20 protein-coding genes are annotated in these 23,225 nt (G+C 62.9%); 12 read left to right on the top strand and 8 right to left on the bottom strand.

Annotated elements, in window-relative coordinates:
• Nucleotides 1-127 precede the first annotated feature (127 nt).
• Together AC6CIG_RS06575 and AC6CIG_RS06580 are read right to left on the bottom strand one after the other, a co-directional pair.
• Nucleotides 128-1,177, bottom strand: coding sequence for an aldo/keto reductase (locus AC6CIG_RS06575; RefSeq protein WP_018095345.1), 1,050 nt, complete (start codon nt 1,175-1,177; stop codon nt 128-130).
• 37 nt (nt 1,178-1,214) lie between these two features.
• Entirely contained in the window at nt 1,215-1,889 is a 675-nt protein-coding gene (locus AC6CIG_RS06580; RefSeq protein ID WP_018095344.1) for a glutathione S-transferase family protein, read from the bottom strand.
• Between the two features lie 181 nt (nt 1,890-2,070).
• Here AC6CIG_RS06580 and AC6CIG_RS06585 point away from each other — a divergent pair, with 181 nt between their 5' ends.
• Complete coding sequence (locus AC6CIG_RS06585) at nt 2,071-2,616, top strand: metal-dependent hydrolase (protein ID WP_127712740.1); 546 nt, start codon at nt 2,071-2,073, stop codon at nt 2,614-2,616.
• Between the two features lie 108 nt (nt 2,617-2,724).
• Here AC6CIG_RS06585 and rpsU read toward each other — a convergent pair whose 3' ends face one another.
• The 3 genes from rpsU to AC6CIG_RS06600 all read right to left on the bottom strand — a co-directional run bounded on the left by rpsU (nt 2,725) and on the right by AC6CIG_RS06600 (nt 3,670).
• Nucleotides 2,725-2,961 carry a 30S ribosomal protein S21 gene (gene rpsU, locus AC6CIG_RS06590; protein WP_003537123.1) on the bottom strand — a complete coding sequence of 79 codons (237 nt, stop codon included), beginning with the start codon at nt 2,959-2,961 and terminating at the stop codon, nt 2,725-2,727.
• Between the two features lie 42 nt (nt 2,962-3,003).
• Nucleotides 3,004-3,291 carry a cold-shock protein gene (locus tag AC6CIG_RS06595; protein ID WP_127712739.1) on the bottom strand — a complete coding sequence of 96 codons (288 nt, stop codon included), beginning with the start codon at nt 3,289-3,291 and terminating at the stop codon, nt 3,004-3,006.
• Nucleotides 3,292-3,460: 169 nt separating this feature from the next.
• Nucleotides 3,461-3,670, bottom strand: coding sequence for a cold-shock protein (locus AC6CIG_RS06600; protein ID WP_018095341.1), 210 nt, complete (start codon nt 3,668-3,670; stop codon nt 3,461-3,463).
• A 380-nt stretch (nt 3,671-4,050) separates the two neighbouring features.
• On the opposite strand from AC6CIG_RS06600, the gene AC6CIG_RS06605 reads away from it, so the two are divergent.
• From AC6CIG_RS06605 to AC6CIG_RS06620, 4 genes are all read left to right on the top strand, one after another.
• Nucleotides 4,051-5,031, top strand: coding sequence for an ABC transporter substrate-binding protein (locus AC6CIG_RS06605; RefSeq protein WP_127712737.1), 981 nt, complete (start codon nt 4,051-4,053; stop codon nt 5,029-5,031).
• A gap of 7 nt (nt 5,032-5,038) precedes the next feature.
• Nucleotides 5,039-7,069, top strand: coding sequence for an ABC transporter permease (locus AC6CIG_RS06610; protein ID WP_437411718.1), 2,031 nt, complete (start codon nt 5,039-5,041; stop codon nt 7,067-7,069).
• A complete protein-coding gene (locus AC6CIG_RS06615; protein ID WP_127712216.1) occupies nt 7,057-8,133 on the top strand; it encodes an ABC transporter ATP-binding protein in 1,077 nt (358 codons plus the stop codon). The genes AC6CIG_RS06610 and AC6CIG_RS06615 overlap by 13 nt, the downstream gene beginning before the upstream one ends.
• A gap of 138 nt (nt 8,134-8,271) precedes the next feature.
• On the top strand, nt 8,272-9,984 hold the full coding sequence (locus AC6CIG_RS06620; RefSeq protein WP_127712215.1) for an HAD-IIB family hydrolase: 1,713 nt from the start codon (nt 8,272-8,274) through the stop codon (nt 9,982-9,984).
• 36 nt (nt 9,985-10,020) lie between these two features.
• Here the strand turns inward: AC6CIG_RS06620 and AC6CIG_RS06625 are convergent, their stop codons facing one another.
• Entirely contained in the window at nt 10,021-10,215 is a 195-nt protein-coding gene (locus AC6CIG_RS06625; protein ID WP_127712214.1) for a hypothetical protein, read from the bottom strand.
• Between the two features lie 225 nt (nt 10,216-10,440).
• Here AC6CIG_RS06625 and ftsZ point away from each other — a divergent pair, with 225 nt between their 5' ends.
• Nucleotides 10,441-11,478, top strand: a complete 1,038-nt coding sequence (ftsZ, locus tag AC6CIG_RS06630) for a cell division protein FtsZ (protein WP_018095334.1) — start codon at nt 10,441-10,443, stop codon at nt 11,476-11,478.
• Between the two features lie 218 nt (nt 11,479-11,696).
• On the opposite strand, the gene AC6CIG_RS06635 is transcribed toward ftsZ, so the two are convergent.
• Both AC6CIG_RS06635 and AC6CIG_RS06640 read right to left on the bottom strand, forming a co-directional pair.
• The gene (locus AC6CIG_RS06635; RefSeq protein WP_127712213.1) at nt 11,697-13,466 is read right to left on the bottom strand and encodes an adenylate/guanylate cyclase domain-containing protein; all 1,770 of its coding nucleotides are present in this window, start codon (nt 13,464-13,466) and stop codon (nt 11,697-11,699) included.
• 183 nt (nt 13,467-13,649) lie between these two features.
• Complete coding sequence (locus tag AC6CIG_RS06640; protein ID WP_127712212.1) at nt 13,650-14,978, bottom strand: PQQ-dependent sugar dehydrogenase; 1,329 nt, start codon at nt 14,976-14,978, stop codon at nt 13,650-13,652.
• 276 nt (nt 14,979-15,254) lie between these two features.
• Between AC6CIG_RS06640 and AC6CIG_RS06645 the strand changes: the two genes are divergently transcribed.
• From AC6CIG_RS06645 to AC6CIG_RS06670, 6 genes are all read left to right on the top strand, one after another.
• Nucleotides 15,255-16,394, top strand: a complete 1,140-nt coding sequence (locus tag AC6CIG_RS06645) for a TRAP transporter substrate-binding protein (protein ID WP_018095331.1) — start codon at nt 15,255-15,257, stop codon at nt 16,392-16,394.
• A gap of 75 nt (nt 16,395-16,469) precedes the next feature.
• Complete coding sequence (locus AC6CIG_RS06650) at nt 16,470-17,135, top strand: TRAP transporter small permease subunit (RefSeq protein WP_127712211.1); 666 nt, start codon at nt 16,470-16,472, stop codon at nt 17,133-17,135.
• Entirely contained in the window at nt 17,132-18,871 is a 1,740-nt protein-coding gene (locus AC6CIG_RS06655) for a TRAP transporter large permease (RefSeq protein ID WP_437408595.1), read from the top strand. The genes AC6CIG_RS06650 and AC6CIG_RS06655 overlap by 4 nt, the downstream gene beginning before the upstream one ends.
• Before the next feature lie 543 nt (nt 18,872-19,414).
• Nucleotides 19,415-20,749, top strand: coding sequence for a TadE/TadG family type IV pilus assembly protein (locus AC6CIG_RS06660; protein ID WP_127712209.1), 1,335 nt, complete (start codon nt 19,415-19,417; stop codon nt 20,747-20,749).
• A 776-nt stretch (nt 20,750-21,525) separates the two neighbouring features.
• Nucleotides 21,526-21,969, top strand: a complete 444-nt coding sequence (locus AC6CIG_RS06665; RefSeq protein WP_100674869.1) for an NlpC/P60 family protein — start codon at nt 21,526-21,528, stop codon at nt 21,967-21,969.
• Between the two features lie 149 nt (nt 21,970-22,118).
• Nucleotides 22,119-23,225 carry an endonuclease/exonuclease/phosphatase family protein gene (locus AC6CIG_RS06670; protein ID WP_018095327.1) on the top strand — a complete coding sequence of 369 codons (1,107 nt, stop codon included), beginning with the start codon at nt 22,119-22,121 and terminating at the stop codon, nt 23,223-23,225.

Here is a 23,225-nt window from a genome sequence, read left to right on the forward strand (position 1 = left end):
AGTTCCAATGAACGGTTGCGGAGAGATATCGAGCGGCTACCGCGAGTCTCCTTCTCCCCGCTAGCGGGGAGAAGGTGCCGGAAGGCGGATGAGGGGCGGCCGCGGGTGCATAAAGAGCTGTCGTCGCTCAAATATGCGGCCCGAGCAGCGACAGATCGGCTTTGCCGAGGCGGTCCTTGGCGGTCCAGAGCTGATGCCAATAGGGATAGATGACCGGCGGCAGGCTGACCGCGTCGAGGAGTTCGCGTTCCTCGTCGGTGAGCTTCAGGCCGGCGGCGGCGAGATTGTCGCGGAACTGCTCCTCGGTGCGCCCGCCGATGATCACCGAGGTGACGGCATCTCGGCCGATAAGCCAGGCGAGCGCGACCTGCGCCGGGGACACGTTGCGCTCGGCGGCGATCGCCACCAGCATGTCGACGATCTTCCACAGCCGTTCCTCGTCGCGGATCGGCGGCTCGTTCCAGCCGGCAAGCTGGCGGGTGCCTTCCGGCGACTGTCCGCGCCTGTGCTTGCCTGACAGAAGGCCGCCTGCCAGCGGGCTCCAGACGAGGATGCCGAGACCCTGATCGATGGAGATCGGGACCAGTTCGTACTCGGCCTCGCGTGCTTCGAGCGTGTAATGAATCTGTTGGCTGACGAAGCGCTGGCGGTGTTCGAGCGCACTGATGCCGAGTGCCTTCATGATGTGCCAGCCGGAATAGTTGGAGCAGCCGATATAGCGCACCTTGCCCTGGCGCACGAGCGTATCGAGCGCTTCCATGGTTTCCTCGAGTGGCGTCTGACCGTCCCATTCATGAACCTGGTAAAGGTCGATCACGTCGGTCTTCAGACGCTTCAGGCTCGCCTCGCAGGCGTGGACCAGGTGATGGCGCGACAGGCCTCCGTCATTGGGACCGGGGCCCATCGAGAAGCGCGCCTTGGTGGCGATGAGCACGCCGTCCTTGCGCTTTCCGCCGAGAACTTCGCCGATGATCTCCTCGCAGGCGCCGGTCGAATAGATGTCCGCCGTATCGATCAGATTGACGCCCGCATCCAGGCAGAGGTCGACATAGCGGCGGGCATCCGCGACACCGACATCGCCGACCTGGGCGAACTTTCCACCGCCGCCGATCGTCATCGTACCCATGGTGATGGTCGAGATCTTGAGCCCGGAGCGGCCGAGCCGACGATATTCCATTGTCTCGCTCCTTGTGTTGTTGGTCGCCTATAGGATGTTAGAGGAATCTTGCGGGTATCGCGTCCTTATAGGGAAACAGCGGGAAGTAAGGCCGCGCCTCGGCCAAGGTGCGCTGGAAGGAGGGGCGCTCCAGCAGGCGCTCGAAATAGGCGCCGAGGTTCGGGTGCGTGCCGTCGAACGGGGCCACGATCCCGGCGTAGAAGAGGGCGGGCGCGGCGGCGCAATCGGCGATCGAGAAGCTTTCCCCGACCGCAAAGCGCCGGTCCCCGAAGTGGCGTTCGGCAAGGTCATACGCGTTCGCCAGCGCCGCTTGCGCATCGGCGACGCCGCGCCGATCGTTCTCGCCGGAGGCGCGCAGCGTATCGGTCACGATCTTCTGCATCGGGACCTGGACGTAGAGGTCGAAGAAGCGGTCCCAGAGCCGCGCCTCGAGCGCCAGGGCGTCGTCGTGCGGTATCAGCGGCTGCTCACCGGGGTAATGCTGGTCGAGATATTCGATGATCACTGAGGTTTCCGGCACCGTCCTGTCGCGTGCAGCGTCGTGCAGCACGGGGATCTTGCCGACGGGCCAGACCTCCAGATAGCGAGCATGCTCCGCCGGGTCTCCGAGATCCACGACCTGCGGCGTGAACGGCGTGCCGGCTTCGTAAAGCGCGATCAGCACCTTGTGACAGAAGGAAGCAAGCGGATGAAGGTAGAGGGTGAGCGTCATGCGACATGTCCTTGGGCCGGCCCCAGTGACTATAGCGCGGATTCGGGAGGGGAAAAGCAGGCTTCTCTGCAGCGCTCGTTATAGTGGAAATTACTCACAACTCTAACCTGAGATTGCCATGAAAATGCCGGGATGCCCTGATGGTCTGCACCCGGCACGCTGCCGCCCAGGATCCCGCTCGATGTTCATTGCCCATCTTCCCGCCGGTTACATTCTCACCCATTGCATCGCTCGAAAGAATGAAACCATCCGATCCCGCGCGCTCGCGGCAGGGCTGATCTTCTCCGTGCTTCCGGATTTGGATCTGCTTTATTTTTACCTCGTAGACGGCCGGCGTACGCCACATCACGACTACTGGACCCATTTGCCGATTTTCTGGCTGGGGGTTGCGGCGCTCACGGCCGCGGCGCTGATCCTTGCCGGGAAGCGGCACTTTATGTTTCTCGTTTGGGTCGCGCTCGCCAACGTGATGATGCACCTTCTTCTCGATTCGATCGCCGCCGACATACGCTGGCTCCATCCCCTTTCGGGGACCCGCTTCAACCTCGTCGAGGTGCCGGCGCGCTTTGAGACCTGGTATCTCAATTTCATATTGCACTGGACGTCTGCGGCGGAAATTGCGATCTGCGCGGCCGCGTTGTGGGTCTGGCGGACGCAAAGGCGCAGGAACCGTGATCGCAGGGTCGAAGGAAACGCCGCAGAGGGGACCGAGCGAATTCACGCATGAAAACGACGCGCAAGGGCGCGTCGCAAAGTGGTACCAGCCTACAGCGCCGCGCGCGCTCATCAGACGTGCGAGGATCGCCGTAGCTGCTGTGCAGCCGGAGGGCGCGCCTCAGCGCGCGCGGGCTACTTTCTTCGGCGACGGCAACAGACCTTCGCGCTGAAGCTTCTTGCGCGCCAGCTTGCGGGTGCGGCGGACAGCTTCTGCTTTTTCGCGGACGCGCTTTTCGGACGGTTTTTCGTAGGCGCTGCGCATCTTCATTTCGCGGAAGACGCCTTCACGCTGCATCTTCTTCTTGAGAACGCGAAGAGCCTGGTCGATGTTATTGTCCCTGACGAGTACCTGCAAAGTATATCCTTTCCGTTTTTATAGGATTGCTGATTGGGTTCTTTATTTCGGCGTCCTGATGTTCAAGGGTTTGAACCAGGGCTTGCCTTCGACCGATGCCGTCTGGCCCTGTTCCTGGACCGGCGAAGCCGTTTCCGAAGGATCGATGTCGTGTTCGAAGATACGCCGTTCGAAGTTCTCCGTTCCGAACCGCACCCGATATTGCGCTTCCCCATGTTCGGCCGCGGGCAGGATGGACACGATGCGGCAGGTCCGGTCCGCAGCGGCCGTGCGCGTGAGATCGGCTCTCAGGACGACACTGTCGCCAACGCTGTAGGTGTTCCGGCCCATGGCCATCTCCTTCGTCCGCGCCACCCGGGGGCGGCACAAGCAAAAAAGGCCGGGCGTTACCCCGACCTCCTCTTGAGCGCCGCGCGTCTTTACCAGACGCGCTGGGGCGCCCCGTCATTCAAACGCTCCCTGCCAGTACATCCGTGGTCAGCGGAGGCGAATGACGAATTTATGCGGCCCGCAGATTGTCTGCAGAGCTCTTGCCGGACTTGTTGTCGCGGACGATGTCGTAGGTAACCTTCTGGCCTTCTACGAGCGAACGCATTCCAGCGCGTTCAACGGCGGAGGCGTGCACGAATACGTCCGTGGCGCCATCGTCGGGCTGGATGAAGCCGAAGCCCTTGGTGCTGTTGAACCACTTTACGGTGCCTGAGTTCATAACGATTTCCTTTCAATCGCTAGAGTTCCCGGACGAATATCAGCCCGGTTTGATCGATATTGAGAGGAAATCTGACGAAGCGCTTCGGCGCGTAGACAAAGGTCACAAGCAAGTTTCGATGAGCTATATATAAACGCTGCTTCGAGATATGCAATGGATGAACCGAATTTAATTGTGCGAGGGACTCACCCCGTCCCGAAAATACGATCAAGCCGCTGATTTGAATCGCCAATAATATTTTAGAGAGATCGTCCGAGAACATTCGTGGAACTCTCCGGCCGGCCGACGATCTGAGGTTTTTCCGGCTTTTCGCTGTCACATCCCTGTAAAACACCCGCTCTATCCCTCGGCGCGATCTTTCTCCGACCGAGGGCAAATTCATGAAAACGCTTCTCCCCGCCGTCGCCGCAGCGCTCGTCGCCGGCCTCCTGTCCACTGCCGCTTTCGCGGAAAGCCTCGTGCTTTACACCAGCCAGCCGAACGAGGACGCGCAGGCGACGGTGGACGCATTCCAGGCCGCGAATCCGGGTGTCGAGGTCGAATGGGTGCGGGACGGGACGACGAAGATAATGGCCAAGCTGATGGCGGAGATCGAAGCGGGCAACCCGGTGGCGGACGTGCTTCTGATCGCCGACACGGTGACGATGCAACGGCTGAAGGAAACGGGATATCTGATGCCCTACAAATCTCCGGAAGCGGCGGCTTATGACGCCTCGCTCTTCGATGCCGAGGGCGCCTATTATTCGACGAAGATGATCACGACCGGTATCGTCTACAACGCTTCCGCTTCGATGAAGCCGGCCGGCTGGCAGGATCTTGCGAAACCCGAGGCCCAGGGTCTGGTCACCATGCCGAGCCCGCTCACCTCGGGTGCGGCGCTGATCCATGCGCAGACGCTTGCCGGCATCGACGGGCTCGGCTGGGACTATTACAAGGCGCTCGCCGAAAACGGCGCGACGGCCGCCGGCGGCAATGGCGGCGTGTTGAAGGCGGTCGCGACCGGCGAGAAGGCGTATGGCATGGTCGTCGATTTCATGGCCATCCGCGAGAAGGCCAAGGGTGCGCCGGTGGAATTCGTCTTCCCGGCCGAGGGCGTTTCCGCCGTCACGGAGCCGGTCGCCATCCTGAAGACCGCAAGAAACCCGGAGACAGCAAAGAAATTCGTTGATTTCCTGCTCTCCGAGGAGGGCCAGCAAGTGGCGGTGAAAATGGGCTATATCCCGGCGCGCGACGGCATGGCCTTGCCGGAGGGCTTCCCGGCGCGCGAGACGATCAAGGTGCTGCCGGTCGATGCTGCCGAAGCCGTGAAGAACTCCGAGGCGGACCTGAAAACCTTCTCCGGCATTTTCGGTACCAACTGACCTCTCGATGCCGGACACTGACGAGATCGCCCGCAGCGGGCGCCGGATATCTTGCGCGCCGGCTGCCGACCCGAGTGCCGAGGGTGGTTTCGGCTTGAAAAAGCTGGAGCGCCCGCTGAGCGTTCTGTCGAAGGCGCGGTCCTGGCTTCGGTTCGCATTCGACGGCGCGATGGAGGAGGAGGCCGACCGGAGCAGGGAACCGAGCCGGGCTCCGCTACCGAAACCGCTGACGCGGACGCTGCGCGGCTTCGAGTTGCCGCCGTCGCCTTACGTGACGGAGGGTCGATCGCCTAAGGCGAACTCTTCGAAGACCGGGACGGATTGGCGAGCGGCATATTTCCGGCTCCGTGGCCCGCGCATGTCTGCGGGCGGGGAGCCCGCATGGCTGCTGGCATTGGTGTTCGGCGCAGTCTTTCTGCTTTCGGCGCTGCCGCTGATCCGACTCGGATGGGCCGGTATCAAGGGCCTCGAAGGAGGCGAGGCGGTGGGGGTGCTCTTCGAGGCGGCGACCTTCGCGGCGCTCCGCAATACGCTGATCACGGCGGCCGGCGGCACGGCGATCTCGCTCTTCGTCGGGGCACTCTTCGCCTTTGTCGTGGCGCTTACGGACATCCGTGGCAAGCTTGCCTTGAGCTTCGCCTTCATGCTGCCGATGATGATCCCCCCACAGGTGACGGCGCTCGCCTGGGTGGAGATGTCGGGTCCATCGAGCCCCCTTCTCAAGACGCTGGGGCTTGCACCGCCGCTCGGCAGCCCTCAGCCACTCTATTCGCTTGCGGGGATCGCCTTGCTTCTCGGCGTACAGCATGCGCCGCTCGTCTTCCTGGCGATCAGGGCCGGACTTGCAGCGGCGCCCCGCGACGGGGTCGAGGCGGCGCGGCTTTGCGGCGCCTCGCCCTGGGGCGTCCTTCGCGACATCGTTCTGCCGCTTTCCTCTCCGGGGCTCATCGCCGGGGCGGCGATCGCCTTCGTATCCGGTATCGGCAACTTCGGCATCCCGGCGATACTCGGCATTCCCGCCTCGATCGAGACGCTGCCGACCTTGATCTTCAGCCGGTTTGCGAGTTTCGGTTCGTCCACCTTCGGCGAAATCGCGGTGCTTTCGACGCTGATCGCCCTGATTTCCGCCGCAGGGCTGCTTCTGCAGCAGCGAGCCCTCAAGCGCAGAGACTATCGCCTGATCGGCCTTGCCGGCGCGAGGGCCGCCTTCACGCTCGGGCGCATGCGGTTCGTCGCGGAGGCGCTGCTTTGGACAATCCTGGCGCTGCTGCTGGTCGCACCGCTCCTGGCGCTCGTCGCAAGTTCCCTCGTGCCGGCCTACGGCGTGCCGCTCAGTTTCGACACCATGACCTTGAACGCCTATGGGGAAATACTCTTCCGCCAGTCGATGACGTTGACGGCGCTCAAGAATTCCCTTTTCCTCGCCTCCACCGCTGCAGTCGGCCTGCTTGCGGTCACCGTGCCGGCCGGTTACCTGCTCGTGACGCGGCGCGGGCGGCTTGCCAGTCTTATGGCGATCCTGATCGAGATCCCCTATGCGCTGCCCGGCATCGTGCTCGCCGTCGCCTTCATCCTTGCCTTCGCGGCACCGCTGCCGCTGATCGGCGTTTCGATCTACGGTACGATCTGGATCATTCTTGCCGCCTATTTCTCCTCCTTCCTCGCCGTTAGCCTCAAGCCGGTGATGAGCGCCTTCCTCCAGATAGATCCCTCGCTCGAGGAGGCGGCGCGGCTCGCGGGCGCGGGGTTCCTGCGCCGCATGCGCGATGTGCTGCTGCCGCTTCTGGCGCCGGCCGCCGGCGCTTCGGTCATCCTCGTCTTCCTGATCGCGGCGAACGAATTGACCGTCTCGGCGCTCCTCTGGTCCGCCGGCACGCAGACGCTCGGCGTCGCAATCTTCAATCTCGACGACAGCGGCTCTTCCGATCTCGCCTCGGCGCTCTCGGTGCTCGTCGTCGTCATGGTCATCGCGCTGATGGCGGCGCTGGAATTCCTCGCGAAATATTTGCCGGAGGGCGTGCTGCCATGGCGCAACTGATCCTCAACCACCTGACCAAGGACTTCGGTGTCAAAGGTGCAGAGCAGGTGAGGCCGGCCGTTTCGGACGTGTCGCTGGCGCTGCGCAAGCAGGGGTTTCTCGCGCTGCTCGGGCCTTCCGGCTGTGGCAAGACGACGGTGCTCCGGATGATCGCCGGCTTCGAGCAGCCGACGGACGGCTCGATCGAGTTCGACGAGCGCCGGCTTTCGGATGCAGCCCGTGTGCTGCCGCCGGAGAAGCGCAACATGGCGATGGTATTCCAATCCTATGCGCTCTGGCCGCATATGACGGTGGCGGAGAATGTCGGCTACCCCTTGAAGGTCCGCGGCTTTTCCGGCGAGGCCTGGCGCAAGCGGGTAGGCGACGCGCTTTCGCTGGTGAAGCTTGCCGATTTCGCCGATCGGCGGCCGGCTGTACTTTCCGGCGGCCAGCGGCAGCGTGTGGCGCTGGCGCGCTGCCTGGTCACGGAACCGGACGTGGTGCTGCTCGATGAGCCGCTCGCCAATCTCGATCAGCATTTGAGGAAGTCGATGGAGGAGACCTTCCGCGCCTTTCACGAGCGCTCCGGCGCGACGATGATCTATGTGACTCACGACCAGGCCGAGGCGATGGCGCTTGCGACCGACGTCGCGGTGATGTCGGAAGGCAAGCTTCTTCAGGTGGCGCCGCCGGCGGAAATCTATGCGCGGCCTGAGGGTCGGGTGGTCGGGGGTCTGATCGGTCGCGGCGCGATCGTGCGGTTGAATTTGCCGGAGGGAGCGGGGCGTGCGCTCGACTGGCCGCTCCTCCGCGCTGCGCTTGCCGACAGGCGCGGCGGCAAAGGGCATGCAGGCGAAGCGCATGCAGGCGAGGGGCCGCTTTGCGACGTGCTCATTCGTCCGGAGCAGGTTCATCGGGATGGCGAAGGCATCCCGATGCGGGTTCTCTCCTCGGTCTTCGAGGGCGAACGCTCCGCACTCACACTCGCGCTACCCGACGGGCAAAGCCTCAAAGCCTATAGCAGCGTGCCGCTCTGCGACGGTGCTCGCGTTCCTTTCGTCGTGAGTGAAGGCTGGCGGCTTTAGACACAGCTTGCGGCGACAGGCGGCCTTGCGGGCCGGAACCAGCCTTGGCCTTGCACGTTCCACCGTGCAGCACGACAATAGCGGCGGCTAAAGATCGAGCGGATCCGGCGGCCGGTAACAGAAGGAGGCGGCACGCAGATGTATGTCATGGCTCTTGCGACGGATTACGACGGTACACTGGCCGATTACGGTGCCGTCCGTCCGGAAACTCTGGAGACCTTGAAGAGGCTGAAGGAGAGCGGGCGCAAGCTTCTGCTCGTGACCGGGCGCGAACTGCCGGACCTCAAGAGCGTGTTTCCCGAAATCGATGTGTTCGACAAGGTCGTCGTCGAGAACGGTGCGCTGCTCTATACGCCGGAAACCGGCGAGGAGCGGCTGCTTGCACCCTCGCCGCCGGAGGCCTTCATCGAGCGCCTCAAGGAGAAGGGCGTCGACAGGATGTCGGTCGGCCGTTCCATCGTCGCCACCTGGGAGCCGTTCCAGACAGCCGCGCTCGAAGCGATCAACGAGCTCGGCCTCGAACTCGAGATCATCTTCAACAAGGGCGCCGTCATGGTGCTCCCGACGGGTGTGAACAAGGCCACGGGGCTGAAGGCCGCCCTGAAGGAGATGGGGCTTTCCTTTCTCAACGTGGTGGGGGTCGGCGATGCCGAGAACGATCATGCGCTTTTGAGGATGTGCGGCTGCGGAGCAGCCGTGGCCAACGCCTTGCCGGCGCTCAAGGAGACGGCCGACGTGATCCTCGAGGGTGTGCGCGGGGCCGGCGTCGAGCAACTGATGAACCGGATCATGGAGTCCGATTATGCGTTGTGCGCGAGTGCCCGCCACCAGGTGCCGATCGGTGAGGATGACGAAGGGCCGGTGGAGATCGGACCGCAGGACGTGCTGCTGATAGCGGGGAGTTCCGGCATCGGCAAGTCGAGACTGGCGACCGCCCTTGCGGAGCGATTACGGGAACGGCGCTTCCAGCTCTGCATATTCGATCCGGAGGGCGACTATGAGGGGCTTGAAGGCGCGGTGACCGTGGGGAACGGGTCTGTCGCGCCTACCGGCAGGGAGGTGTTGGAGCTCCTGGCCAATCCGGACGATAACGTCGTCGTCAGCGCAACCGGCGTCGAGCCCAACGACCGGCCCGAGTTCTTCGCCGGCCTGATGCCCGATTTGTCGGCGCTGCGTGCCAAGACCGGCAGGCCGCACTGGCTGATTATCGACGAGGCCCATCACCTCATGCCGGCAGCGCGCGACAGTGCCTCGCTCGCGCTTTCCGACGACCGCTCCGGCATGATCATGATCACGGTCCATCCGGACTCCGTCTCGCCCGATGCTCTCAAGGAGATCACTGCGGTCGCAGCGCTCGGGCCCAAGGCACGCGACGTAATCGCGACGGTTTGCTCCGTCTTGGGTGAGGCGCTGCCGGACGGGCTGGATGCTTCTTTCGGGGAAGACGAGGTTCTTTTCTGGCGGCGCACGCCGCGCACGCCGGTTCGGCGGATCAAGAGCGAGCAACCCCGGGAAGCCCGCAAGCGGCATACGCGCAAATATGCGGAGGGTCGGTTGGGCGAGGAGGCAAGCTTCTATTTCCGCGGTCCGAAGAACGAAATGAATTTGCGCGCCCACAATCTGACGATGTTTCTGCAGATCGCCGAAGGCATAGACGACGCGACCTGGGAGCACCATCTGCGCCGCGGCGATTACTCGAAGTGGTTCGAGGAACACATCGGCGACGAGGAGTTGGCGGAGGAGGCTGCGGGCATAGAAGAGGATCGTTCGCTCTCGCCTGCCGAAAGCCGGCAGAGGCTGGCCGAGGCGGTGCGCCGGCGCTACACCGCGCCCGCATCCGAAGCGGGTTGAGCCGGCGCCCGCGGCGGGCGTTGAAGAGACGTCTCTTTACTTTTTCGGCTTCTGCTTCGAGGCGGCGCTGCGGCCGTCGGAGCTTTTCGAACGTTCGTCGAACCGATCGGCGCCTTTTCTAAGGTCCGATCCCTTTTGTGCTTCGGTTCTTTTCTCTTCCTTGGCGGCGCTTTTGTGCAGGCCGGTGCTGGATTGCTTGCCCTTCGCCGTCGGGGCTTGTTCGGTACCCATGGCAGCCATTCCTCCTTGCGCGAAACCCAGATTGAACGTGCCCGGATATTTCTTTGTTCCCCTGCCGACGAAGGTAGTTGTGGACTGCCATGATTTTGTCGCTCTTGCCTTCTCTGTGGCTTTTTTGAATTCCTAGAATGAAGGCGCCTGATTCGCGCCGCACCGCATTCGCTCTCCGTGTTCCGAGTTTTCGGGCGGCCGGGGAACTGCCCAAGGAGAAGAACCATGACGGAATACAAGAAGCCGATCATTACCGAGATGCGCCCGAAGATCACGGTCATCGGCGTCGGTGGCGGCGGCGGCAACGCGATCAACAACATGATCGCCGAAAACCTGCAGGGCGTCGATTTCATCGCCGCGAACACGGACGCGCAGGCGCTGGCGACGTCGAAGGCGGAGCGGCGAATCCAGCTGGGCGCTGCCATCACCGAGGGTCTCGGCGCCGGTTCGGTGCCCGACATCGGCAATGCGGCCGCGCAGGAATCGATCGACGAGATCATGGACCACCTCGGCGGCACGCATATGTGCTTCGTCACGGCAGGCATGGGCGGCGGCACCGGTACGGGAGCGGCGCCGGTGATCGCGGAAGCGGCGCGGCGGGCCGGGATCCTGACGGTTGCGGTCGTCACCAAGCCCTTCAGCTTCGAGGGACAGCGGCGCATGCAGACGGCGGAGCTCGGCGTCGAGCGGCTGCGGGAGAGTGCAGACACGGTCATCGTCATCCCCAACCAGAACCTCTTTCGCATCGCCGATGCCAAGACGACCTTCGCCGACGCATTCATGATTGCCGACCGGGTCCTCTATTCGGGCGTCAGTTGCATCACCGACCTGATCGTCAAGGAGGGGCTGATGAATCTCGACTTCGCCGACGTCAAGACGGTGATGAAGGGCATGGGCCGCGCGATGATGGGCACGGGCGAAGCGACCGGCGAGAACCGCGCGATGCTGGCGGCGGAAGCGGCGATCGCCAATCCGCTGCTCGACGAAGTCTCCATGCGCGGTGCCAAAGGCGTGCTCGTGTCGATCTCCGGCGGAATGGACATGACGCTTTTCGAGGTGGACGAGGCGGCGACCCGCATCCGCGAGGAAGTTTACGACGAAGCCGACATCGTCGTCGGTGCGATCTTCGACCGGAGCCTGGACGGCACTTTCCGCGTGTCCGTCGTCGCGACCGGCCTCGACAGCAACCGCGGAACTCAGGCGACGGCGCCGGAGGCCATGAACGGCCAGGCGGCCGCCGCTCCTTCGCGCACGCTGCAATAGGATAGGGCGGCCCGGCGGATACCCCCGTACGTCACGAAAGTGACGAACGGGGGCGAGGGGGAACACGACCCTACTAAATTGCCCCTCACCCTAGCCCTCTCCCCGCAAGCGGGGAGAGGGGACGTGCACCACGTGGGCGATTTTATTTGCGGTTACGCTGTTGTGGACAGGCGCCGCCGCTTGTCCCTTCGGGCGGGCCATTCGGCAGCAGCTGGATATCAGTCAGGCAGGCCGGCGCGGCGCAGATCGCTGACGAAACGGGTGATGAAATCTTCCGGCATCACCGGCACGCTGCCGAAGTAGAATTCGGCGCGGGCCGTTTTCACGGTCATGTCCGGGCGCCGGCGAAGAAGGTTTGCCACGGCCGAACTGCGTTCGTCGGTCCGGTCGATGGCACCGAGCGAGGCCGCCAGGACCATTGCCGGCCAGAATGTGGCGTTCTCCTGGCGCAGGGAGGCACGGGCCGCTTCGGCGGCTTGCGCGAAGCGACCCGACTGATAGTGGGCGATAGCCACCATATTGTAAAAGGTCCACAGATGCGGATCGCGGGGGCTCAACCGGAAGGCTTCGTTGATCGCGGCAATGCCTTCCTCCGGGCGGCCGACATAGCAAAGCGCTTGCCCGAGGGCGAAGTGGCCCTGGGCGAAGCTTGCATCGAGCCTCAGCGCATTCCGCAGGTGCTCTATGCCACGCTGCGGCTGGCCGCCGAGTGCCCGTGCCCGGCCGAGCGCAAGATGGGCGGCCGGCTCACGGTCGTCGAGCGCGATTGCGCGTTCCGCGAGCGCCGTCGCGTCGGCGATCCGCTCGGCCCGCTCTTCCAGGGGGCCGTACCAGCCGAGCTGTATATGGACATAGGCAAGCCGCGCATGGGCCTGGGCAAAGGCGGGCTCGAGATCGACCGCCCGCTCGAAGAGCGTCTTGGATATCCTCAGATTTTCCAGATCGAACTTGTAAAGATGCCATAGCGCCTTCAGGTAAATGTTCCAGGCATCCATGTCCGTCGCGGTGTGGCCGCGCAACGCAGCGAATTCGATGAAGCCGAGTTCCGGCTCCACGGTGCCGGTGATCTGCCCCGCGATCTCGTCCTGGAGCACGAAAACATCGTCCAGCATACGGTCGTAGCGTTCTGCCCAGAGCAGCATGCCGGTTTCGCCGCTCAGCAATTGCGCCGTGATGCGGATGCGGTTGGCCGCGCGACGTATGCTGCCCTCGATCACATATTTGACACCCAGGTCTTCCGCCACTCTCCTCGCGTCGACTGCCTTCCCCTTGAAGGTGAAGGAGGAGTTGCGAGCGACGACGCGCAGCCACCGGCATCGGGCGAGCGTGGTGATCAACTCCTCGGTAAAGCCGTCGGAGAAATGTTCCTGTTCGTCGGCGCTCGAAAGATTCACGAAGGGCAGGACTGCGATCGATGGGCGCTTCTTACCGGGCAGGGGGTCGGTTTGTGCCGGCGCCGGCGGCACTTCCCCTGCCGCGCCGCCCGGCTGCCAGCGCCAGGCGCGCAGCGGACCGGGAAGATCGGCGAATGTCCTGCAGCCGATTTCGGTCAAGGGGAAATCCACCTTCAAGCCGATCTGGTCATAGACCTGCTGCGACACGCACACGCCGCCGGGCGGCGCCATTTCCTGCAGGTGCTCGGCAACGGCAATGCCTTCGCCATGGATGTCGCCATCGTCAGCGACGATATCGCCGAGATGGACGCCGATGCGCAACTCCAGACGCTCCGCTTCGGCGCCTCCGGCGTGATCATGCATCGTTCGCTGGATCGCGACCGCGCAGGCGACCGCGTCGAGGACGCTTGCGAATTCCGCGAGCGTCCCGTCTCCCGCCTGCTTGACGATCCTTCCGCCATGGACCGCGACCAAAGGGAGAATGAAGGAATCACGGCACTGCTTGACCGCCCGGTACGTGCCCGCTTCATCCAGTCCCATCAGCCGGCTATAGCCGACGATGTCCGCGTCCATGATCGCTGCCAGCCGCCTCATGCCGTCCGTCTCCCGGCGATGTCGTGAGCGAAATACCGATCGGTTGAACATGTGTGAGCGGTAATTCGTGCGTACTTTCCGGTCCGCTCAAAGAGCCGCGGACATCATGAAAAATCGCGTTGCGATCGCCTCGAGTGGGAGAGTAGCAATGGGGAAGCGGCAAGTCTATCGGAGCGAAGACCGCTATCTACGGCTGACGCGCCAGATGACATTGCCGACATCGTCGGCCACGAGCAGGGCGCCCTGCCTGTCGATCGCAACGCCGACCGGCCGGCCCATCGCCTTCCCGCTCCGGCTGACGAACCCGGCGAGGACGTCTCTCGGTCGTCCGTTCGGCTTGCCCTTGGCAAAGGGAACGAAGATCACCTTGTACCCGCTGTGCACGCTGCGGTTCCAGGAGCCGTGCTGGCCTACGAAGGCACCGTTGGCATAGGCGCGCCCGAGCGATGCGCCTTTGGAGAATGTCAGCCCCAGCGAAGCGGTGTGCGAGCCAAGAGCGTAGTCGGGTTTTACCGCTTTCGCCACGAGATCCGGGCGCGGCGGCTTGACGCGCGCATCGACGTTCTGACCGAAGTAGCTGTAGGGCCAGCCATAGAAGGCGCCGTCCCGGACGGAGGTCATGTAGTCGGGAACGAGATCGTCGCCGAGTTCGTCACGCTCGTTGACGGCGACCCAGAGCTCGCCGCTTTCCGGGTTCCAGGACAGGCCGTTGGGATTGCGCAGGCCCGAAGCGAAGACCCGGGTGCGGCGGCTTGCCTTGTCCACCTCCAGAACGGCCGCGCGATATTTTTCCGCAGCCATGCCGTTTTCCCCGACATTGCTGTTGGAGCCGACGGTGACATAGAGCTTTCGTCCGTCTGGGCTCGCGATCACGTCTTTCGTCCAATGATGATTGAGATTTCCCGACGGCAGGTCGATGATCTTTTCCGGCGTGCCCAGGCGAGTCTGACCGCGGGAATACGGGAATGCGACGAGCGCGTCGGTATTGGCGACATAGAGCTTGCCCTTGGAAAGCGTCATGCCGAAGGGAGAATTGAGGCCTTCCGCGAAGGTTCTGCGAAGGTCGGCGCTGCCGTCGCCGTCGGTATCGCGCAGAAGCGTGATCCGGTTGGCGCTTGGCGCTGCGGCACCCGCTCGTTTCATCGCCAGCTTCATGAATGCCTTTTTGAGGCTGAAGCCTTCGTCGTGCTTGGCTGGTGCATTGGTTTCGGCCACCAGCACGTCGCCGTTCGGCAGTACATGCAGCCAGCGCGGGTGATCGAGGCCCGCAGCGAAGGCGCTCACCTTCAGCCCTTTTGCGGGTGTCGGCGTGGCGCCTTCCTGCCAGCCTTTTGCGTCGGCGATGTTGACGGTCGGGATCACCGTGGGGTTCGGCTTCGGCAAAGTCGGATTCGGGCCGTAGCCGACCAGGCCCGTCGTGCGAGCCGCATTTCGGGCCGAAACGCCGGCGCAGCCGGCCATAAGCGCACCGGCCATGGTGATGACGATCAGGTGTCGCGGAACGGTAGTCATGCCATGCCCTCCCGAAGAGATCGGCCGCTCTCGCAGTGAGACGGAACGCTGCGCCATACTATTCCCTTCCGCATCCGACCGGCAGCGTTCTCCGCTCGTTCCCTGCAATCTTTGCGAGGGGCGCATTCGGGAGTATTCTCTCCTGCAGCAAGAAAAAAATCGGGGCGCAGCGCGTCTCCAGACGATGCTTGTGCCTCTTCAGCGATTGTGAATGCCCGCGAAAAAATCCGCTCCCAAAAAGGGGAGGGAGTTCGCGCGCAGCCTTGGGAGGAAAACATGAAACACAGAGCCGAAAGCGGGGGGACATCGCGCCGCAAATTTCTCCGCGGCGCCGCAGCGGCCGGAGCGGCCATGGCTGCAGCGCCGAGCATCGTGAGGGCACAAGGCCCGGTCAGCATGCGCTGGCAAAGCACGTGGCCGTCCAAGGACATCTTTCACGAGTTCGCGCTCGACTTTGCAAAGAAGGTCAACGACATGACTGGTGGCGACCTCAAGATAGAGGTGCTTCCGGCCGGTGCCGTCGTGCCGGCATTCGGACTGCTCGACGCGGTTTCCGAAGGAACGCTCGATGGGGGCCACGGCGTGATGGTCTATCACTACGGCAAGCAGACTGCGCTGGCGCTGTGGGGATCGGGGCCCGGCTTCGCCATGGACGCCAACATGATGCTGGCCTGGCACAAATATGGCGGCGGCAGGGACCTGCTCGCCAAGCTTTACGAGTCGATCGGTGCCAATGTCGTGTCGTTTCCCTACGGGCCCATGCCGACACAGCCGCTGGGCTGGTTCAAGAAGCCGGTCGCCAAGGCCGAGGACCTGCAGGGATTGAAGTTCCGCACCGTCGGTATCTCGATCGATGTGTTCACAGGGCTCGGCGCAGCGGTCAACGCCTTGCCGGGAGGCGAGATCGTCGCCGCACTCGACCGCGGCCTGCTCGACGCGGCGGAATTCAACAATGCCTCATCCGATCGCCTGCTCGGCTTTCCCGACGTCTCCAAGGTGTGCATGCTGCAGGGCTATCATCAGAATGCCGAGACATTCGAGATCCTGTTCAACAAAGGAAAGTTCGACGGCCTGCCGGATCAGATGAAGGCAATCATAACCAATGCGGTGGACGCGGCGTCGGCAGACATGGCCTGGAAAGCGATCGACCGCTACTCCACGGATTATCGCGAGATGCAGACGGCCGATCAGGTCAAGTTCTACAAGACGCCCGAAGCGATCCTCAAGCGGCAACTCGAAGTCTATGACGAGGTGGTGAAGAAGAAATCGGCGGAAAATCCGGTGTTCAAGGAGGTTCTGCAGTCCCAGATCGCCTTTGCCGAACGCGCGACACGCTGGGAGCAGGATACCGTCGTCAACCGGCGGATGGCCTTCGACCACTATTTCGGGCGAGACGGGGTCGCCAAGTCGCTCTGACTTCATCCCGATCCAGTACATCACCGGCGCGCGGCCGGTGATGTACGGTCAGGACCTGGCCTCCCGGGGGTGCGCGTGAACGTTCAGCATCTGCTCATGAGGATCGACGCCATCAGCGTCTGGACCGGCAAGGCGGCGGCGTGGCTGATCATCGGTCTGATGATGCTGGTCTGCGGTGAAGTCTTCAAACGCTATATCCTGAACATGCCGACCGCATGGATCTTCGATGCCAGCAACATGCTCTACGGCAGCCTCTTCATGCTGGCGGGCGCCTATGCCCTGGCGCAGAACGCGCATGTGCGCGGTGATTTCATCTACAGTTCGTTGAAGCCGCGCACGCAGGCGGCGTTGGACCTCATCCTTTACATCTTCTTCTTCCTGCCCGGAATCGCCGCCCTCATCTATGCAGGCTACGACTATGCCGCATTGTCATGGCGGATCGGCGAGCACTCGACGGTGACCGCCGAAGGGCCGCCGATCTATTACTTCAAGACGGTCATTCCGATCGCAGGCGCGCTCGTCATCCTTCAGGGACTGGCGGAGATCCTGCGCTGCATCGTCTGTCTCAGAACCGGGGTGTGGCCGGCGCGGCTGAAGGACGTCGAAGAGATCGACGTCGTCGCCGAGCAGCTTGCCCATAGCGAGCATCTGGACGAGGAAACGCGTGAAGCTGCCATCGAACGCGCGCAGGATATCGACAGGGCGGCCCGGCAGCGCGGCCTCGGAGGGGGAGAGCGGTGAGTGAACCTTTTCTTGGCTTGACGATGCTGGGCCTCATCGTGGTCGTGATCATGATGGGATTTCCGACGGCCTTCACCCTCATGGGTCTCGGAATGCTGTTCGGCTTCTACGCCTTCTACAATCCGGTGGAACCCTGGATCGACAATCGCGTCTTCGATCTCATGGTCCAGCGCACCTACGGCGCAATGACCAATGACGTGCTGATCTCCATCCCGCTTTTCGTGCTGATGGGCTACGTGATGGAGCGCGGCGCGCTGGTCGACAAGATGTTCTACAGCATCCAGCTGTCATTCCGGCGCGTTCCGGCATCGCTCGCGGTGACAACGCTCATCGTCTGCACCTTCTGGGGCATCGCCAGCGGCCTCGTCGGCGCCGTGGTCGTGCTGATGGGGGTGATCGCCATGAACCCGATGCTGCGGGCCGGTTACGATGTGAAGCTTGCCTCGGGCGTCATCACCGCCGGAGGCACTCTGGGCATCCTGATCCCTCCTTCGGTGATGATCATCGTCTATGCGGCCGTAGCCGGCCAGTCGGTGGTCAAGCTTTATGCGGCGACGATGTTTCCCGGCTTCTTTCTGGCGCTCCTCTATCTCGCCTATGTCCTCGGCTGGGCGATGCTCAATCCGAAGATCGCTCCGAGCCTGCCCGAGGAACAGACGCGCGTCCCGGTGCCGCCATGGATGAAGCATTTCGCAGAGGTCTATTCACCCAACATGCTCGCCGGTCTTCTCGCAGCGCTCGTCTCGCCATCACGCGCGCTCGGGATCAAGGCGGGGGAGGGACGGCTCACCTATTGGAAACTCGTCAAGAATCTTGCTGCGGCGCTCTTTCCGCTTCTGCTAACGGCGTCCACGCTCTGGCTTCTCTGGTGGTATGTCGTCATTCATCAACAGGTGGCCGCGACCGAAGCACCGGAGGGGCTGGAAGAGCTCGGCGCGCCGGTCGCGGATGCCGGGCCTGCAGCGGCTGGCGGCCCCGCGACGAGCTTCTACGTCTGGTTCGGCCTCGCCGCCGCAATCGCCGTCTTCGCGCTGCTGCGCTACTATCGCAACATGACGGCGGAACGGCTGCAGGTGGTGAAGCTCCTCGTTTCCTCCGTCATGCCGCTCGCAATCCTCACGGTGGCGGTGCTCGGGGTGATCCTGTTCGGCATCACCACTGCGACGGAATCCGCCGCCGTCGGCGCGGCCGGTGCCTTCCTGCTGGCACTCCAGGCGCGGACCCTCGACTGGCAGCGCACCAAGGAAGCGGTGTTCCTGACCGCGAAGACGACCGCCATGGTCTGCTGGCTCTTCGTCGGGTCGGCGCTTTTCTCCGCCGTTTTCGCGATCCTCGGCGGACAGGCGCTGGTGGAGCAATGGGTTCTCGCGCTGGATCTCACGCCGGTGCAGTTCATGATCCTGTCTCAGGCGATCATCTTCATTCTCGGCTGGCCGCTCGAATGGACCGAGATCATCATCATCTTCGTGCCGATCTTTCTGCCGATGCTCCACCATTTCGACATCGACCCGATCCTCTGGGGCGTGCTCGTCTTCGTCAATTTGCAGGCTGCGTTCCTGTCCCCGCCGGTTGCGATGTCGGCCTACTATCTCAAGGGCGTGTCGCCGCCGCAGGTGACCCTCAACCAGATATTCGCGGGCATGATGCCTTACATGCTCATCGTCATCCTCTGCATGATCATGATGTATATCTGGCCGGGCATGACGCTCTGGCTGCCCGAATATCTCTATGGCTGACGCGCTTGCTGCAGCGTTGAGCGGCGCCGCGGAAATGACCCGGCGCCAGGAGCGCATATACAAAACCAGGGCCCGCCGTCAGCGAGCGGGTCCTGGTAAATTGCGGCGAAAATTCAATCTCTCTATTTTCCCGGCGGCAATATCACACCCGGCTGCCAGACGCCCCGGGCATATCCATCACTCTCCGCCCGGGGGCTGCCGCGAGCTCGACCGGGTAAATCCTCGCAATCGGCGTTCACCCCGAAGGGAGCTCCGATCTAAATTGCTACTGAAATCATTTCCCTGATTGCACCGCTATTTTTGACGAGATCGGTGGCCTTGGTCCAGTAACTTTTCAGGGCGATTTGTTACGAACTACGACCGATTCTTGCGCAGGAGGCGGCTTGGAGAGCTTACACCCGGGCGCTTCCGGATTTTGTCGCGAGGAAGTCGAGGACTCCCGCCCTTCTTGTAAAGATTTCATAAAAGCCGAACGTGTTTGGTAACGATCTTAAAATTAGTTAATGCTTATGTGTTGCGGTGGGGCTGCTGAGAGGGAAGGCTATGAGGGCCGCGACGTTCCGCCTGCATCTGAGAAGATTGGTGCGCGACAGGAGCGGCAACTTCGCCGTTCTGGGCGCGATCGCTTTCGTTCCGATTATCGGCGCGGCTGCGCTGGCGATCGACTTCGCCGGGGCTTACCTGGAGGCGGAGAAAATCCAGAGCGCTCTCGATGCGGCCGCGCTCGGCTCGGTCCGCGCCTATGGCGAGGGTGCCACCGAGGACGACGCCTACGCCGCGGCGCAAAAGTTCTTCTGGAGCAATTATGCGCTGCCGCAGGAGAGCGTCGTCGACGCGCTGGCCGTCGCCACCGAGCCGTCGACGCAGGCGCTGTCCGTAAAGTTCACGCGCAATGTGAATGAAGATACCGCTACCGCCGAATTCGTGCTGGACCACAAGCCGCTCTTCCTCGAGCGCCTGCCGCTGCAGATCCGGCGCCTGGCGATTGCCGCGCGCGCCTCCGGGGCGGAGGCCTGCATTCTTGCGCTTCATCGCACGGCAGACCGGGCATTCGAGGTCAGCGGCAGCGCAATTGCCGATCTGACGGGATGCGCGGTCCTTTCGAACTCCGACGACGATCAGTCGGTCTATATCGGCGGCTCAGGCAAGCTCAAAGCCGAATGTCTTTACGCAGCGGGCCGTATCTACAGCTCGCCGCAGGCGGTACAGCTCGCCTGCGAGGCCGCCGTGGAAGGATCGCCGCGCATACCCGATCCATTTGCGAGCAAGGTGCTCCCCAAGCCTTCGGGCTGGACGAATCTTTCCGGCTGCGGTCAGGGCTACGTCGCCGGAGGCGGCGGCAACGGCGATTGCAACGGCACTGGAAAGACACCGAAAAATGCCGACGGCCATGTGGTGACGTTGAAACCCGGTACCTACGGCGGCCTGGATCTGAAAGGAGCCGTCACGCTCCAGGCGGGCAATTACATCATCGACGGCGGCCGGCTCGAACTCGGCAGCCAAACGGTCGTCAGCGGTCAGGGCGTGACCTTCTTCCTGATCAACGATGCGGAACTCAGGATCAATGGAGGCGCCACCTTCAATATCTCGCCTTCCCTCGAGGGCAGTTGGGCCGGCTTCTCGATCGTTGCAGAGCACGGCAACACCGCATCAGCCGTCATCAACGGCAACAGCAAATCCTCGTTGACGGGGATCCTCTATTTCCCCGACGCCCGCGAACTCCAATATGCCGGCAACGGCACGACCAGCGGTGAGTGCATCAGATTGATCGCACAGGAGATCACGCTGATCGGCAACAGTACTTTCAAGATGGATTGCAGCAAAGAGCTTGCCAATACCCATTTCAATTATCCGGGCGCCATTCGTCTGGTGCGCTGATCCTGAAAGCAGCGCCGCCAGGCCGCCATGCTGGCCGCCGGGGCAGATAAGGGTCAATAGCCGCCGACCGATAGGCAAAAACGCGCCAGTTTCGGGCCACAGTAGCGAATCGGCGAAGAAATCGACGCCAGTTGCGCAAAACAAGCGGTCTTTGCCACAATTTCGCTTCACCTAGCCGGCAAGTTTTCGACTGCTGACCACCGGCTGGCAGGGGAATTTCAAACTCTCGCAAAGCGAACGCCATCAGGTTGGGGGCACGGCCATTGCAATTCGCGGGCCGGCTGCAATACCGCGCTGAAAATCCATATTCGATTTTCGGAAACGGTCATGTGCAGCCTCAAAGCGCTAGAGAGTCCTTTGTGCTTTGTGCCGAAGGCGTAGTGCAGCCTTGACGGCTGCCGACACGGTACCGCTCACGGGCGGACCGTGCAGCAATCCAGGCATGCCGCCTTGGCGCCTTTGACGGGCGCTGGGCGCGGCCGTTGCTGTACGCCTCGGTGGAGGACGCTCTAGCCCTTTGATTCCGGAGCCATCTTCATCTGCGATCGGGACGCATTCCCGAACGCGGAGCGGCTCGGCGCGCGCATATGCGCGTCTGCGGAAGGGGCGAACTTTTGCGATGGACGGAGACGAAGAGGCAGGCGAAGGCCGGCATGACGCCGTCCGCGCCGGCTGCATCTTTTGGATCGAAGTCAATCCGGAAGATGCGGCAAAACCAGGTGCTACGGCGACTTTGCGTCTGATTGGACGCGCAGCGCCGTGAGGGAGACCAACTCATGAAGGTTGTCGCGCTTCTGACTGCAGCATTTCTTGCGCTTACGTCACCCGACACCGCATCAGCGGGAATGCTCACCCAGGCCCAGCAATATGCCGGGCTGCACGAGGTGAAGAACAACAGGCGCCTGCGCGCCGCTCTCGGCATCAATCCGGCCCGTACGCCCTGGTGCGGCCATTTCATGGGGATGGTTGCCAGGAAATCCGGCCGGCAGCCACCGAAGAGCTATGGCATCGCCCGCTCGTGGCTGAGGTTCGGTGCGCCCGTCAAGCTGTCCTACGCAAAGCCGGGCGACGTCGTCGTCGTCAGAGCCGGACGGAGCTATCACGTCGGCGTCCTGTCGCAGATGTCCAAATCGACCGCACGTCTTATCGGCGGCAACCAGTCGGGTCGCGTGCAGTTGTCCTATTTCAGCCGAGCCCAGGTGGTGGCGGTAAGACGATAGCAGCCAGGGCCGCGCACGGGCTCATGGCAAGTTTCCTCTCAGGCGGACGGCAACGCCGCGGAGGGCTCGCGCGCGGCACAATCTGCAGCTTTACACTCTTGCTCGTCCCGCTCTAATCTCCGCGGCAATTCAATGTGGAATTGCCCCTGATGTCGCTTCGCCTTGCCACCTTCAATATCGAAAACCTCATGAGCCGCTTCGATTTTTCCGGCTTTCGCAACCAGCTCAAGCAGGATCGGGTGTTGCGGCTCTTCGACGTTCGCAGCGAGGCGGAATACCAGCGTCTGGAAGAGGCACGCACGATCGCGCATACGGACGACACCCGGCAGATGTCGGCGCTGGCGATTGCCGATTGCGACGCCGATATTCTCTGCCTGCAGGAGGCCGACAACATGGCGGCGCTGCAGGCCTTCGAATATGGCTATCTGTTTCGCATGGCCGGCAACGGTTATCGCCAGAAATATCTGATCGAAGGCAACGACTCCCGCGGCATAGATGTCGCCGTGCTGATGCGGGAGGAGACCCGCGACGGCCAGAAGATCGAGTGCCTGGAGGTAAAGAGCCACGCTGCGCTCACCTATGAGGATCTCGACCTCTTCAACGACGAACTGGCGCTTACGAACCGGCCCCGCGACCGCATCTTCAAACGCGATTGCCTCGAATTGGATGTGAGAATCGGCGGGAGGCCGCTGACCCTCTATGTGGTGCATCTCAAGTCCATGGGGCCGGCGCGCGAAGGTCTCGACGGCCGGCAGGCGACGATGGCCGTGCGTGTCGCGGAGGTGAAGGCCGTGCGCCATCTCATCGAACGCCGCTTCGGCCGCGGACATACGGCCGACAAAGTCTTCGCCATCTGTGGCGACATGAACGACTATCAGGAGAAGGTGAAGGTGCTGGGCGACCGGCGCAACGGCTATGAATTCGTGCCGCATGAGGAAACGACGAGCGCGCTCGACATCCTGAGCCACGACGGTTTTGTCGAAAATCCCAATCTGCGCCGGCCGGTCCTCGACCGCTGGACGCTCTTTCATAGCCGGGGGCCGGATGATCGGCATCTCTGCCAGCTCGACTATATCTGGCTGTCGCCGGAGCTGGCGCGCCGCAACGCGGCCCGGCTGCCTGAAATCATCCGTTCCGGGCAGCCCTATCGCACGATCTTTCCCGCGGGGCAGGAGGTCGAGCGTTATCCGCGCACCGGCTGGGACCGTCCGAAAGCCTCCGACCATTGCCCTGTCGTAATGACCTTGGATATTTGA

The sequence above is a fragment of the Sinorhizobium sp. GQ132 genome, from assembly GCF_059758575.1.

What these genes read in the sequence shown, in the direction of transcription:
- AC6CIG_RS06575 (WP_018095345.1), bottom strand. Translation starts at nt 1,177, where the DNA reads ATGGAATATCGTCGGCTCGGCCGCTCCGGGCTCAAGATCTCGACCATC.
- AC6CIG_RS06580 (WP_018095344.1), bottom strand. Translation starts at nt 1,889, where the DNA reads ATGACGCTCACCCTCTACCTTCATCCGCTTGCTTCCTTCTGTCACAAG.
- AC6CIG_RS06585 (WP_127712740.1), top strand. Translation starts at nt 2,071, where the DNA reads ATGTTCATTGCCCATCTTCCCGCCGGTTACATTCTCACCCATTGCATC.
- AC6CIG_RS06595 (WP_127712739.1), bottom strand. Translation starts at nt 3,291, where the DNA reads ATGGGCCGGAACACCTACAGCGTTGGCGACAGTGTCGTCCTGAGAGCC.
- AC6CIG_RS06600 (WP_018095341.1), bottom strand. Translation starts at nt 3,670, where the DNA reads ATGAACTCAGGCACCGTAAAGTGGTTCAACAGCACCAAGGGCTTCGGC.
- AC6CIG_RS06605 (WP_127712737.1), top strand. Translation starts at nt 4,051, where the DNA reads ATGAAAACGCTTCTCCCCGCCGTCGCCGCAGCGCTCGTCGCCGGCCTC.
- AC6CIG_RS06610 (WP_437411718.1), top strand. Translation starts at nt 5,039, where the DNA reads ATGCCGGACACTGACGAGATCGCCCGCAGCGGGCGCCGGATATCTTGC.
- AC6CIG_RS06615 (WP_127712216.1), top strand. Translation starts at nt 7,057, where the DNA reads ATGGCGCAACTGATCCTCAACCACCTGACCAAGGACTTCGGTGTCAAA.
- AC6CIG_RS06620 (WP_127712215.1), top strand. Translation starts at nt 8,272, where the DNA reads ATGTATGTCATGGCTCTTGCGACGGATTACGACGGTACACTGGCCGAT.
- AC6CIG_RS06625 (WP_127712214.1), bottom strand. Translation starts at nt 10,215, where the DNA reads ATGGGTACCGAACAAGCCCCGACGGCGAAGGGCAAGCAATCCAGCACC.
- ftsZ (WP_018095334.1), top strand. Translation starts at nt 10,441, where the DNA reads ATGACGGAATACAAGAAGCCGATCATTACCGAGATGCGCCCGAAGATC.
- AC6CIG_RS06635 (WP_127712213.1), bottom strand. Translation starts at nt 13,466, where the DNA reads ATGAGGCGGCTGGCAGCGATCATGGACGCGGACATCGTCGGCTATAGC.
- AC6CIG_RS06640 (WP_127712212.1), bottom strand. Translation starts at nt 14,978, where the DNA reads ATGACTACCGTTCCGCGACACCTGATCGTCATCACCATGGCCGGTGCG.
- AC6CIG_RS06645 (WP_018095331.1), top strand. Translation starts at nt 15,255, where the DNA reads ATGAAACACAGAGCCGAAAGCGGGGGGACATCGCGCCGCAAATTTCTC.
- AC6CIG_RS06660 (WP_127712209.1), top strand. Translation starts at nt 19,415, where the DNA reads ATGAGGGCCGCGACGTTCCGCCTGCATCTGAGAAGATTGGTGCGCGAC.
- AC6CIG_RS06665 (WP_100674869.1), top strand. Translation starts at nt 21,526, where the DNA reads ATGAAGGTTGTCGCGCTTCTGACTGCAGCATTTCTTGCGCTTACGTCA.
- AC6CIG_RS06670 (WP_018095327.1), top strand. Translation starts at nt 22,119, where the DNA reads ATGTCGCTTCGCCTTGCCACCTTCAATATCGAAAACCTCATGAGCCGC.